Source organism: Bacillus sp. FJAT-27251 (assembly GCF_001273925.1).
In the GTDB taxonomy this organism is placed as follows: domain Bacteria; phylum Bacillota; class Bacilli; order Bacillales; family Cytobacillaceae; genus Mesobacillus_B.
Window position 1 is genome coordinate 1311076 of the sequence record NZ_LIGG01000001.1, and the last position, 12537, is coordinate 1323612.

The 12537-nt window shown below is 47.4% G+C and carries 12 protein-coding genes; 10 read left to right on the forward strand and 2 right to left on the reverse strand.

What is annotated here, in order from left to right; genetic code table 11:
• Positions 1-90: 90 nt before the first annotated feature.
• Complete coding sequence (locus tag ADU22_RS24565) at positions 91-228, forward strand: hypothetical protein (RefSeq protein ID WP_156324318.1); 138 nt, start codon at positions 91-93, stop codon at positions 226-228.
• 70 nt (positions 229-298) lie between these two features.
• On the opposite strand, the gene ADU22_RS06195 is transcribed toward ADU22_RS24565, so the two are convergent.
• Positions 299-1480, reverse strand: a complete 1182-nt coding sequence (locus ADU22_RS06195; RefSeq protein WP_053361379.1) for an FtsW/RodA/SpoVE family cell cycle protein — start codon at positions 1478-1480, stop codon at positions 299-301.
• A 209-nt stretch (positions 1481-1689) separates the two neighbouring features.
• Here ADU22_RS06195 and ADU22_RS06200 point away from each other — a divergent pair, with 209 nt between their 5' ends.
• The 7 genes from ADU22_RS06200 to ADU22_RS06230 all read left to right on the forward strand — a co-directional run bounded on the left by ADU22_RS06200 (position 1690) and on the right by ADU22_RS06230 (position 10179).
• Positions 1690-2460 (forward strand): hypothetical protein, encoded by a 771-nt coding sequence (locus tag ADU22_RS06200; protein WP_053361380.1) that lies wholly within the window; start codon positions 1690-1692, stop codon positions 2458-2460.
• A 233-nt stretch (positions 2461-2693) separates the two neighbouring features.
• Positions 2694-3761 carry a D-alanine--D-alanine ligase gene (locus ADU22_RS06205; RefSeq protein WP_053361381.1) on the forward strand — a complete coding sequence of 356 codons (1068 nt, stop codon included), beginning with the start codon at positions 2694-2696 and terminating at the stop codon, positions 3759-3761.
• A gap of 29 nt (positions 3762-3790) precedes the next feature.
• Entirely contained in the window at positions 3791-5167 is a 1377-nt protein-coding gene (locus ADU22_RS06210; protein WP_053361382.1) for a UDP-N-acetylmuramoyl-tripeptide--D-alanyl-D-alanine ligase, read from the forward strand.
• Positions 5168-5641: 474 nt separating this feature from the next.
• Complete coding sequence (cshA, locus tag ADU22_RS06215) at positions 5642-7090, forward strand: degradosome RNA helicase CshA (RefSeq protein ID WP_053361383.1); 1449 nt, start codon at positions 5642-5644, stop codon at positions 7088-7090.
• Positions 7091-7179: 89 nt separating this feature from the next.
• Positions 7180-8142 carry a UV DNA damage repair endonuclease UvsE gene (gene uvsE / locus ADU22_RS06220; RefSeq protein WP_053361384.1) on the forward strand — a complete coding sequence of 321 codons (963 nt, stop codon included), beginning with the start codon at positions 7180-7182 and terminating at the stop codon, positions 8140-8142.
• A 95-nt stretch (positions 8143-8237) separates the two neighbouring features.
• The gene (locus ADU22_RS06225; protein WP_053361385.1) at positions 8238-8720 is read left to right on the forward strand and encodes a PH domain-containing protein; all 483 of its coding nucleotides are present in this window, start codon (positions 8238-8240) and stop codon (positions 8718-8720) included.
• The gene (locus ADU22_RS06230; protein ID WP_353611377.1) at positions 8704-10179 is read left to right on the forward strand and encodes a PH domain-containing protein; all 1476 of its coding nucleotides are present in this window, start codon (positions 8704-8706) and stop codon (positions 10177-10179) included. Before ADU22_RS06225 ends, ADU22_RS06230 begins: the two co-directional genes overlap by 17 nt.
• 22 nt (positions 10180-10201) lie before the next feature.
• Here the strand turns inward: ADU22_RS06230 and ADU22_RS06235 are convergent, their stop codons facing one another.
• On the reverse strand, positions 10202-10786 hold the full coding sequence (locus ADU22_RS06235; RefSeq protein WP_053361386.1) for a rhomboid family intramembrane serine protease: 585 nt from the start codon (positions 10784-10786) through the stop codon (positions 10202-10204).
• A gap of 110 nt (positions 10787-10896) precedes the next feature.
• Between ADU22_RS06235 and acpS the strand changes: the two genes are divergently transcribed.
• Entirely contained in the window at positions 10897-11256 is a 360-nt protein-coding gene (gene acpS, locus ADU22_RS06240; RefSeq protein WP_053361387.1) for a holo-ACP synthase, read from the forward strand.
• Positions 11257-11403: 147 nt separating this feature from the next.
• Complete coding sequence (locus tag ADU22_RS06245; protein ID WP_053361388.1) at positions 11404-12417, forward strand: LolA family protein; 1014 nt, start codon at positions 11404-11406, stop codon at positions 12415-12417.
• The last annotated feature ends 120 nt before the right edge of the window (positions 12418-12537 follow it).

Consider the following 12537-nt stretch of genomic DNA (forward strand, 5'->3'; position numbering starts at 1 on the left):
CTTTAGATGCTCGGTCGGAAGGCATGTCTATGTTATAATAAATTGGAGAAAATACTGGGTAAATTGTAAAATTTTATAAGGGGGAAGCCGATGAGAGCGAGAGTCAGAAGGAATCAAACTTTTACATTGGAGAAACTAAAGGATTTTATAGCAACTGTCCTCTTGCATCTAAGCTTCTATGCCTTCATTATTTTCATCGTCCTGTTCTTCATTGATAACTTTTCCTAAATAGATTTAGATAACTGTCCAGCTCTAGCGCCTGGACAAGGCGCTTCCGCTTTTCCAAGCTCCTTTTATCCTAAAAGGAGCTTGTTTTTCCGGAAGAGAACATGTAATTTCTATGGTGGAAGCGGATGCTGTAGATGAGGCCCATTGCCAGCATATTCCCCATCAGCGAGCTCCCTCCATAGCTGATAAACGGCAGGGGAATCCCGGTAATGGGAAGCACCTGGATGGTCATCCCGACATTCTGGAAAACATGAAAGCTGATCATGCTGATAACCCCGATACATATGTAAGTGTTAAATGGGTCGTTTGTATCAAGTGCTGTTCGGGTTAAATGGTAAACCAGCAGAAAGAAAATGCAAATCACCAGGCTGCTCCCGACGAATCCATACTCTTCCCCAATGACGCTAAAAATAAAGTCCGTATGGCTTTCCGGTATATATACTTCCCTTTCTCCAAGCCCTTTGCCCGTAATCGTTCCCGAACCTATCGCCATGAGCGACTTGATGAGGTGGTACCCCGAACCGCCTTGATAGCTTTCCGGGTCCAGCCATGCATATATTCGCCCAAACTGATAGGTTTTGGCGTTAAAGTAGGTTTGCAGGAACTGTGGATGATAAATCACCATATAGATGACCCAGGAAGCCAGTGATGCTCCGCTGCCATAGAGAAAAAGGATGATTTTCCAAGAGATGCCGGAAACCAGGATCAATCCCGTGAAAATCGAGAGGATGACCAGCGCCGTGCCCAAGTCGGGCTGAAGCAGGATCAATCCAAGGGGCGGGGCGGTGACTGCCCCCATTTTAATAAATAGCTGGATGTCTGTTTTCAGGCTTTTTAAGTGTTTGTCATGATGGACACTAATCACATTGCTTAAAGCGATAATCAGGAAAACCTTCATAAATTCCGATGGCTGGATAGACCCAAGAGGTCTGATGACAAACCAGCTTTTGGCATTGTTGATATGTGGGGCAATGCTTGGCGGCGCCAGATAGAGGGCGACAAGCAGCAAAATGCCAATTCCGTATAATATCCAGGAGAGTTTTTTATAATCTTCACTGTCAAACAGCAAGGTGACGCTGATTATCGCGGCGCCTACGAAGTACCAAAAAATTTGCTTCACCAGGAAGTTTTCACTGTATTGACCGGTGGTTTGCGCACTGTAAATGGCTGCACAACTTATCAGGAATAACAGGAGCAGCACCAATGTTAAAGTCCAGTCAAACCTGTCCGGCGTTTTCATTTCTTTATCCATCCATCATCCACCTGTCCAAGCCTGCCATATTCTCTATAATAGTATGCTAGCAAAAAAGGAATATCCTTACAATAAAAATTGTAGTACCATCTTCCTATCAGTTGAGTATACATCTGAAGCGTTTATCTTCATCTTGTAGTAAAATGAAAAGTATCATTCAGTTTAAATATGGTGATTAGGGAATTGTAATAACGTCAGGGGGGATCAGCTTGAGAAGGCACCATTCATATAACCGGGATCTTTTGTATGTCCATCTAAATGACCGTGATCAGTATGTGTTATCGTGCGGAATAGAGTTTTTTGAATTTGCGCGCTCCCTGCCGGATTCAATCCATAACCTGTTGCTCCTGAAGCATCAATACGATGATGGGGACTTCAACCGTCACACGCTGCTGCATTATGTCCCGGAAGACAGAGTCGCAAAGCTAGTGGCTGAAAATGTAGCGGGATACGGCGATTTTTGCTGGATGGACTTTGAAGAAGCCGAGGGGCTCAATGTGATGGCTCCTCATGAAATTGCCGAAATCCTGTACTTAGGCCACACGAAACATCATTTGAAGCTGCCGTTTTATAACCAGCTTGGCAACCGGTTTGCCTATCTGGCCCATGATGATGGCTGGTTCAATAAGGTTTATTATCGCAACCTTAATGATTTTTTTCGCATGCTCGGGAATGTCATTCCGGAGAAAATCGCCACGCGCAAACCTGAGAAGAACCTTCTGGGAATACGCAAAAAACGGGTGTATCCATCCATAAGCAGAGAGATTTTAAAGTCGCTGAACCCTGCTTTCAAGGAAGGGGCAGTTTTCTCGATTCATAATGTGGAGCAGAATCGCAACCGGCTTGAAGTTCCGATCTGGGTCATCGGGGATTTCTTGAACATGGACGAGATGTATGAGGAATTTTCACAGGCAGGAAACGGATCTCCGGACGGAAGGCTTGTCTTCGACAAAAAGCAAAGAGAATGGACCTTGCTCTAGAAAGAACGCCCTGGCAGGATTGCCAGGGCGTTCTTTTCCTGGTTTTTTAAAATTAGCGGGGCCGATGATTTATTCCTATATAACAGGTTTAGTTCAAGCATGAGGTTTCATACATTAAAAAGAGGAAATAGTAAGCCTGGGGCTTGCTGATTGTAAAGAGAATGTCTCCCTATCTTCATAAAGATAGTGTTAAAATAAAAAAAGTGATCGAGATAAATGGAGGTTTCCTGACTATGAAAACGAAAATCGGGCTGCTGTATGGCGGCAAATCAGCTGAACATAAGGTATCGATGCAAACGGCCCTTGCTGTGACAAGAGCAATCAACTATGACAAGTTTGAAATCCATCCAATTTACATAACAGATAATGGGGAGTGGGTAAAGGGCCCCCAGCTGGATGCTCCGGCCGAAAGTATCAAGGCGCTGGAATTCTCACAGGCTGCCCTCCCTTCACCTGGTTTTAACCCTGCGGTTTTTCAATCCGAAGATGCAAGCCTTGATGTCATCTTTCCACTGCTTCATGGCCCAAATGGCGAGGACGGAACCGTGCAGGGAATGCTTGAATTGCTGAATCTTCCTTATGTTGGGAATGGCGTGTTGGCTTCTGCGGCAGGGATGGATAAAGTGGCCATGAAAAATATTTTTGCACAGGCCGGGCTTAACCAGGTAGCTTATGTTTCCTTTATCCGCAGCGAGTGGGAAAAGGACAGGGAAACAGCCTTTGTGCAAGTGGAGGAAAAGCTTGGCTATCCTTGCTTTGTAAAGCCTGCCAATCTGGGTTCAAGCGTTGGCATCTCAAAGGCGGCCAACCGTGAAGAGCTTCGGCAGGCATTTGAAGAAGCGTTTCAATTTGACCGGAAAGTGATTGTGGAGCAAGGGGTAACTGCAAGGGAAATTGAAATTGGCGTCTTGGGCAACGATGAGGCAGAATGCTCAGTTGCGGGTGAAATTGTACCCAAAAAAGACTTTTATGATTACAAGGCAAAATATGAGGATGGCGACACAGCCCTCATCATCCCTGCCGATATTACAGACAACCAATATGAGTCTCTTAAGGCGCAGGCCATCAGGGCCTATAAGGCACTTGACTGTTCCGGCCTGGTACGGGCGGATTTCTTCCTCACAAAAGAAGGAGAACTGCTCATCAATGAAGTGAATACCATGCCTGGATTCACTCCGTTCAGCATGTTCCCGCTTTTATGGAAGCATACAGGACTTGAATATCCACAGCTCATCGAAAGACTTGTCCAGCTTGGAATAGAGCGCCATGAGGAAAAGCAAAAAATCAAATACACTTTTTAGGATAGAAGTTATTGCAGGAGGATAATGCCGTGATTCAAAAGCCGCTTAACAAAATCGCCGAAATGCTCCAGGCAGATGCGGGAACATTTGGTGATGTAATGATAAATGGGGTTTCCATTGATTCCCGCAAAATAGAGAAGGGAAATCTTTTTGTCCCTTTTAAAGGAGAAAATGCGGATGGCCACCGGTTCGTGGAGGATGCCATCGATCGCGGGGCAGCCGCAGCTTTCTGGCAGAAAGATGTCCCAAATCCGCCAAGGCATTTGCCGATTATTCTTGTTGACGATACATTGGCCGCCCTTCAGGAACTGGCCAGAAGCTACCGGAATGAGCTCAATGTGAAAGTACTTGGGATTACCGGAAGCAATGGAAAGACAACGACAAAGGATATGGCCGCCAGCCTGCTTGGCCTCAAGTACCGTGTCAGGAAAACAGAAGGCAACTATAACAATCATATTGGCCTGCCATTAACGATTTTGCGCCTTAGTGAAGACACAGAAATGGCCGTTCTTGAAATGGGGATGAGCGCCAAAGGCGAAATTGAATTTTTGACAAGGCTCGCCAGGCCGGATGCGGTCATTATCACCAATATTGGCGAATCGCACCTGCTTGACCTCGGTTCGCGTGAAGCAATTGCCGACGCAAAGATGGAAATCATCCTTGGCCTAAAGGACGGGGGAAGAATCATCTATAACGGAGATGAGCCGTTGCTGCGCGAGCGCTTGGCCGCCTATGATGGGCCGGGGAGTGTAAAGACGTTCGGAAGAAACGCCGGCAATGACCTTTATCCGGCCAAAATTGATCAGCATCCGGAGGGGAATACCTTTACAACAAATGCAGGCGAAGAGGAATTCCACTTGCCTGTTTTAGGGACGCACAATGTCCTGAACGGGCTCGCCGCCATGCTGGCAGCCGAATTTTTTGGAGTTGCTTTTAACAGGATGAATGAAGGATTTGCCGGGTTGAAATTGACCAATATGAGAATGGAGCTTGTAAAAGGCGCGAACGGCGAATCCATTATCAATGACGCCTATAATGCAAGCCCGACTTCCATGAGGGCAGCGGTCGAACTAGTCGCAAATTTGCCTGGATATGACCGGAAAATATTGGTACTTGGGGACATGCTTGAGCTTGGCCCGCAGGAAAAAGAATTCCATCAGCAAATCGGTGCGGAACTGGATTCAGGGAAGGTTGACTATGTGCTGACTTTTGGCCGCCTTGGTGCCTTTATTGGCATTGGCGCCAAGGAGGCTCTTGGGGAAGAGAGAGTGTTTTCCTTTGAAAATAAAGAGGAACTTAATCAAAAGCTAAAACAGCTCGCAACCGGAAAAACCCTTGTCCTGGTAAAGGCTTCGCGCGGCATGAAGCTGGAAGAAACAGTCTCTTTCCTGCAAAATAAGGGATAAAAAAACACCTCTGCTTTTTTAGGCAGGGGTGTATTGTTGTGTGAAATGCGTAAAAATGGGGAACAATTTTAAGGGAATGATGAATGCTTTATATTTGCGGTTTTCCGGTTTTTGTCAGAGAATAAATAGAAGAACCGCTATGTTTTACCGGCTGTTTTAGGCCTTTTCAGGATTTTGGGAAAGAGGTGTTGATTCCACTGCTGCGCGTTATAGAATTGCAATCCGTACCAGCAGGTGGTAAGATAAACATCAAGTGTCTACGTAAGAAAATCCTGTAATTGACATGCTCGCACGATGGAGAATGTCTTTTTGCTGCTAATAAACTGTGCCCTGGAGAATATTATCCTCCTCGCACGCGCCACTTTCCGGCGCTTTCCATGGCGTACAATTTTACCAGAGAAGGCAATAATTGCGACTTAAACAGCCACTTAGTAAGGATTCATATAAGAACGAGAAAAAGGAGAATGAACAAATTTGACATTGTTTGAAGATTTGGGCATAAGCCCCGCAACATTAAAGTCACTGAAGAAAATGGGTTTTGAGGAAGCTACACCAATTCAGGCAGAAACCATCCCAATGAGCCTCCAAAACAAGGACCTGATTGGCCAGGCGCAAACTGGTACAGGGAAGACTGCCGCATTCGGAATTCCGCTGATTGACAAGATTGAAAAAGAAAAGAACCACATCCAGGGAATTATCATCGCCCCGACCCGCGAGCTTGCTGTACAGGTTTCAGAGGAACTTTATAAAATCGGTTCCGGAAAAAGAGTGGGAGTGCTGGCAATCTATGGAGGCCAGGATATCAACCGCCAGATCCGCGCCTTGAAGAAAGGGCCTCATATCATTGTCGGGACACCTGGACGTCTGCTTGACCATATTAACCGGAAGACGATCCGCCTGGACAATGTCCACACTGTCATTCTGGATGAAGCGGACGAAATGCTGAACATGGGCTTCATTGAAGACATCGAAAGCATTCTTGCAAAGGTTCCGGAAGAACGCCAGACACTATTGTTCTCTGCAACAATGCCTGGACCGATCCAGAAAATTGCTGAGCGTTTCATGAAGGACCCTCAAGTCATCCGCGTAAAAGCACGCGAAATGACTGTTCCATCCATTGAACAGTTTTATGTTGAAGTTCAGGAGAAAAACAAATTCGATGTCATGACAAGGCTTCTTGACATCCAGTCCCCTGAGCTTGCCATTGTCTTTGGACGCACAAAGCGACGCGTGGATGAACTTGCTGAAGCCTTGAATTTGCGTGGCTATACAGCTGAAGGCATCCATGGCGACCTTTCTCAGGCAAAGCGGATGTCTGTGCTCCGCAAATTTAAAGAAGGTTCAATCGATGTTCTCGTCGCTACGGATGTAGCTGCCCGCGGCCTGGATATTTCCGGGGTTACCCATGTTTATAACTTCGACATCCCGCAGGACCCTGAAAGCTATGTGCACCGTATCGGCCGAACAGGCCGCGCTGGCAAGACAGGAATGGCCATGACATTTGTGACGCCTAGAGAGAAGTCCTACCTGTCTGTTGTGGAAAGAACAACGAAGAGAAAGATGGAACGAATGAAGGCTCCGACTCTTGACCAAGCCCTTGAAGGCCAGCAAAGAGCGGTGGTTGACAAGATTGTTCAAACCATCGAGTCCAATAACCTGCAGTACTATCGCCAGGCTGCTGAAGAATTGCTGAGTGATCATGATCCGGCTACAGTGGTTGCATCTGTCCTAAAGATGCTGACTAAAGAACCGGATAACACTCCAGTAAGACTGACCGAGGAAAAGCCGCTTCCAATGCGCAGGGACCGCGACAAAAAACCGCAGGACCGCAGAAGAGGCCAGGACTACAACCGCAATAAAAATTACAAGCCGCGTACGGCAGCGAAAAGAACAGGCGGAAAGCCAAGCCGCACGCCAAGATAAAACAGGCAGATGAAGGGAGCATCAGTTGATGCTCCCTTCTTTATTATTCTTTAAAAAAGCCATACTAAAGAATAAAAGGGGGGATTCCCATGACCATTGTGAGACTTGGCTATGTGGCAATGAGTGTCGAGCTGCAGAACTGCTCGCCTTCACAGACGATGACGTTTAAACAATTTATGGGCATCAAAGACAGGGAGGCCGCTATCAGCAAGCTTGAGCGGATAGCCGTATCCAATCTGGAAAACTGCCTAAGGCTGCTTAAACACAATAAAGCCCATGATATTGCATTCTTCCGTCTTAGTTCGCGCCTGATTCCACTGGCAAACCATGAAGAGCTTGGCGACTGGAGGTATATGCGTGCGCTGTCACAACTGCTTAAGGCGATTGCCGAGTATCTCCAGGAAAATCCGATGCGGATTGACTTTCATCCGGACCATTTTGTGCTGCTGAACACAACCAAAAAGGAGATTCTTAATAATTCCATCAAAACCCTGGCGATGCACCATGCTCTTTTAAAAGGGATGGAGGTTGATCCGCGGCACCGCTGTGTCCTCCATGTCGGCGGGGCTTACGAAGATAAAGAGAAGGCCCTTGAACAGTTTATCCATAATTGGGCCCTGATTCCGCAAGTTCTCCAATCGATGGTGATGCTGGAAAACGACGATACTACCTTTACCCTGAACGACACCCTGTATTTGTGTGAAAAAATTGGCATTCCCCTGGTGTTTGATTATCACCATCACTTGGCGAATTTTGAAAAAGAAGACTGGGAAACAGAATGGGAACGGATTGTCGGGACGTGGGCAGATTCTTCGCTTCCAGTGAAAATGCATATTTCAAGCCCAAGGTCGGAGAAAGAGTTTCGGGCGCATGCCGACCATATCGATTCAAAAATGTTCCTCGAATTTTTGCATAAGATCCATGGCAGCATTCCTGAGATTCACTGCATGATTGAAGCAAAAAGGAAGGATGAGGCTCTTTTCAGGCTGATGGATGACCTGAAGGAAAGCGGGGAAATCGAGCAGATCGACCAGGCGTCCTTCAGGATATAGGAAAGTGTTGAAGACCTGCCCAAAAAATATCCATCCGCCAAAGTACATATTGTATACTAGAAAAGATATGTTAAATGGAACGGGAGGATCTTTTTATGATTCTGGAGCCTCAAACACGGATATCGGAACGGGCGCTGACAGTGTGGCGAATTTCCGGGGGTATCCATTCCTTGATTGTTTGGCTTTTTGGAGCAGGATTAGTGGCGCTTGCCTGGATGTTTGACTGGCCCTTGTGGCTGGCAGCCTCCGTGCTGGCAATTTGTGCCCTCCACAGCTATTTTTTTATCCTCCTGATGCCGCGCATGCGCTGGAAGCGGTGGCGCTATGAGGTCAGGGAGCAGGAAATCGAGCTGCAGCGGGGAGTATTCATTATTAAAAGGACGCTTGTGCCGATGATAAGGGTGCAGCATGTCGATACGCAGCAAGGTCCTATCCTGAGAAAATACGGATTGGCTACCATCACGATCTCGACAGCGGCGACGGTACACGAAATACCGGCCCTCGAGCTTGATGAAGCGGAGGAACTGCGCCTCTCAATATCAAAACTGGCAAGGGTGGCGGATGAAGATGATGTCTGAGGCGAAAAGATTGCATCCTGTCGCTGCACTCATCCATGCCTTGCGCCAGCTAAAGGAATTGCTGATCCCTTTGCTTTTTTTTGTATTGTTTGGAAGCAGGGGAAGCGGAAACCTTTTTTATCTTGCTGCTTCGGCCGGAATACTGATTATTGTGGTCGGTTTTGGCATCCTGGCATGGTACCGGTTTACCTATAGAATTGAAAACAGGGAACTACGAATCGAACATGGCATTTTTGTTCGCAGGAAGAGATATATTCCCTTTGAAAGGATTCAAAGCCTCGATGTCTCCGAAGGGCTTTTGCAGCGTCCGTTCGGGCTGGTGAAAATTAAAGTGGAAACAGCAGGAGGAGCAGGCTCGGAGGATGCGGAAGCTGTTCTGGCGGCAGTCACCAAAGAAGATGCTGCCTTTATCCATGAAATGCTTGTCTCCGCCAAGAAGGGCCGGCCATCTGCAAGGGAGGAGGCAGAGGCTGAGGCAGAAACAATTCTTTATCAAATTACGCTGCGTGAACTCTTGCTGCTTGCTTCCACCTCAGGAGGCGTAGGGGTCGTCATCTCGGCTGTTTTTGCCTTTGTTTTTCAGTTTGAAGAGTTCATTCCGTATGAAACGGTGTTCAAAGGGCTTGAGGACTTTGCCTCATTGGGCCTGATTATTATCACTGGAGTCATATTCCTCGGTTTTTTATTAGCCTGGGTGATTTCTGTCTTGAGTACCATGCTGAAATACGCCAACTTCACTTTGAAAAAAGTAGAAAATGATTTTATTATTACGAGGGGTCTCCTGGAAAAGCGGCAATTTACCATTCCGCTAAACCGGATCCAGGCGGTCAGAATCAGTGAAAACCCTCTTCGCCAGCCGTTTGGGCTCGCATCGGTCTTCCTCGAGAGTGCCGGAGGCTCTGCGGTCAATGAGGAAAGTGCCAAGGTGATTGTCCTTCCAATCATAAAAAAGGGGAAGGTGCCAAAGCTGCTGGGACCCTACCTCAAGGAATGCGAGTTTGAATGGCCGCTGGCACCCGCACCTAAAAGGGCGTTTCGAAGATACCTGTTTAGAAGTTCCATCGTGACACTGCCTCTTGCCGCTTTATCCATCATCTTTTTCAGGCCTTGGGGCTTGATTGGCTTGCTGCTCCTGGCTGCCTCTTTCCTATGGGCATGGCTGGAATTCAGGGCAGCCGGATGGGGACTCCATGGCGGGTACCTAGCATTAAGGTTTCGCACAATCGGAAAGAACACAGTGATTATGAAGAAGGAAAAAGTGCAATCCATCAGCGTAAAACAGAGCCATTTCCAGCGCAAAAAGCATTTAGCCACCATTGAAGCTGTCGTGAAATCGGGGCATAATGGCTCGGGAGGAAAGGTGGCCGATCTTGAATGCGGAGATATGGAGAGGATTTATCGATGGTATTCCCGTGAACAAGATTCTGCCGCCGATGTGGAACTGGCTGGCGGGGAATAAAAAAGCGCCGCAGGGGGCGCTTTTACTTTTTGAAGGATAGCCTTCCAATCAGGAAGCCGGCAATCAGACCGAAAATATGGGCCGTGATGTTGATGTTTGGCTGGATGAATGTCATGACGACACTGATTGCGGCGATAGTCAAGATGGTCTGGGAGCCCTCCCTTGAGAGCATATGTTTCTGGTACATGGCCATTGAGATATAAAACCCGAACAAACCAAAGATGGCACCGCTTGAACCTACGTGCACATAAGCTGGCGGCTCAAGCAGGAGGGTGGCAGCATTGGCCGCTATTCCTGATATCAGATACACCGCCAGGAATCTTGGCTTTCCGAGCATCCTTTCGAGTGCCGGCCCAAACAGCACAAGTGAAAAACTGTTGAATAATAGATGGGCAAATCCGGAGTGGACAAATATAGGAGTTGCAAGCCGCCAAATTTCTCCCTCCATAATATAGAGATTGACACCTGCAAGCAGAGAAAATATCTCGTTCCCTGGAAGGATTGGCAGGGAAGTAGCCAGGAATACTAGCAGGTGGATCAGGATAATCAGCGAAATTACCGGGTAGAACAGGATAAATTCACCAAAGCTTTCGGTTCTGGTAAACATGTAAAACCTCCTGGAACATTCATATATTAAGAATAGCCATAACAGGGCGCGAAAACTACTGTTTTACCTATTTTATTGTCACAATGGAAAATTAGAAGGAGGCTTGGCAAATGATCGAGGGAATTGGGATGGATATTGTAGAAATCAGCCGGATAGCGGCCATGCTTGAGAAGCAGAAGCGCTTTGCGGAACGGATTCTGACAGAGGAAGAAAGGCGGGTATTTAAGACGCTGGCCGGAAGGAGGAAAGCCGAGTTTCTGGCAGGGCGTTTTGCTGCAAAGGAAGCCTTCTCCAAGGCGGCTGGAACCGGAATTGGCAAAGAGCTTTCCTTTCAGGATATTGAGATTGGCACCAGCCCCCTCGGGCGGCCGCTCATTCTAAAACCATTCTCCGAAGGCGTCCACCTGTCAATCACCCACAGTTCCGACTATGCAGCGGCCCAGGTGGTTATTGAAAAAGCAAATAATTAAAGCTTGTCAAAAAGCCCGGTCATAAACTCCAAGGTTGTCTCATATATTCATAGTGCAACAGGGGAGACAAGACCAGGCGGCGGGAATATGCTGGACTGTCTTTTCTTTCCCTTTCACGTTGAACTAAGACTAAAAGGGGTTGAAGGAATGAAGAAAAGATTTTTGCTGCTTCTCGCCGGGCTGATGGTTATATTTGCTTTGGCTGCATGCGGGGCGAAATCGCAGGAGTCTGTCGTCAAGGATTTAAACGAAACGATGACAGAGCTGAAAAGCTATAAAGCCAAAGCGAAAATGACCTTGCAGATGGGTTCGGATCCACAGGTGTATGAAGTTGAAATCTGGCACAAGAATCCTTCCTATTATCGGGTAAACCTGAAGAACGCCCAGAAAGACCAGAGCCAGATGATCCTGAGAAATGACGAGGGCGTATTTGTCCTGACTCCTGCTTTGAATAAAAGCTTCCGCTTCCAAAGCAGCTGGCCGGAGAACAGCAGCCAGGCCTATTTATATGAGTCCCTGATCAAGGATATCCTCGAGGACAAGGAAGCAAAGTTCACGGAAACGAAAGAGCACTTTGTGTTCGAGACAAAAACGCGCTATCAGAACAGCCAAATGCTCCCGCTGCAGGAAATCAAGCTGAACAAGAAGAATTTGGCCCCGGTCAGCGTGAATGTCATGGATACAGACAGGAATTCGCTTGTCACCGTGGAGTTCTCGGATGTGAAGCTTGACGCAGAGTTTGATAAAGATGCTTTTGATATGAAAAAGAACATGACTGCCTCCCAGCTGGAGGTCCCAGTGATGGCGGATGTGCAGGATAACTCGTTTACCGTTAAATACCCAATGGCCGAGATACCGGGCGTGACCCTGCAAGACGAGAGGCAATTGGAGAGCGGTAAGAGCAACCGCATCGTGCTGACATACGGCGGTGAAAAATCATTCACTCTTGTCCAGGAAAAAGCCGAAGTGATGGAAGATGGAACGTATCCGGTATCCATGAACGGACACCCGGTTGACTTAGGATTCACCGTTGGGGCGCAATCCGACAACAGCCTCCACTGGACTTACCAAGGAGTGGATTATATGCTCGCTTCCTCGGATCTCACACCGGAAGAAATGGTAATGGTGGCAAGGTCCGTCCAGGGAGACGCAGAGAAATAGCATATGCTAAAGGAGCAGGCTCCCATGCGAGGGCCTGCTTTTTTTATAATAGGAATGGAGCCGAGTTGGTTTTTAGGAAAGCTTGTGGATAGGGGCGGTGGGAGGTTCAGGTACTATCAG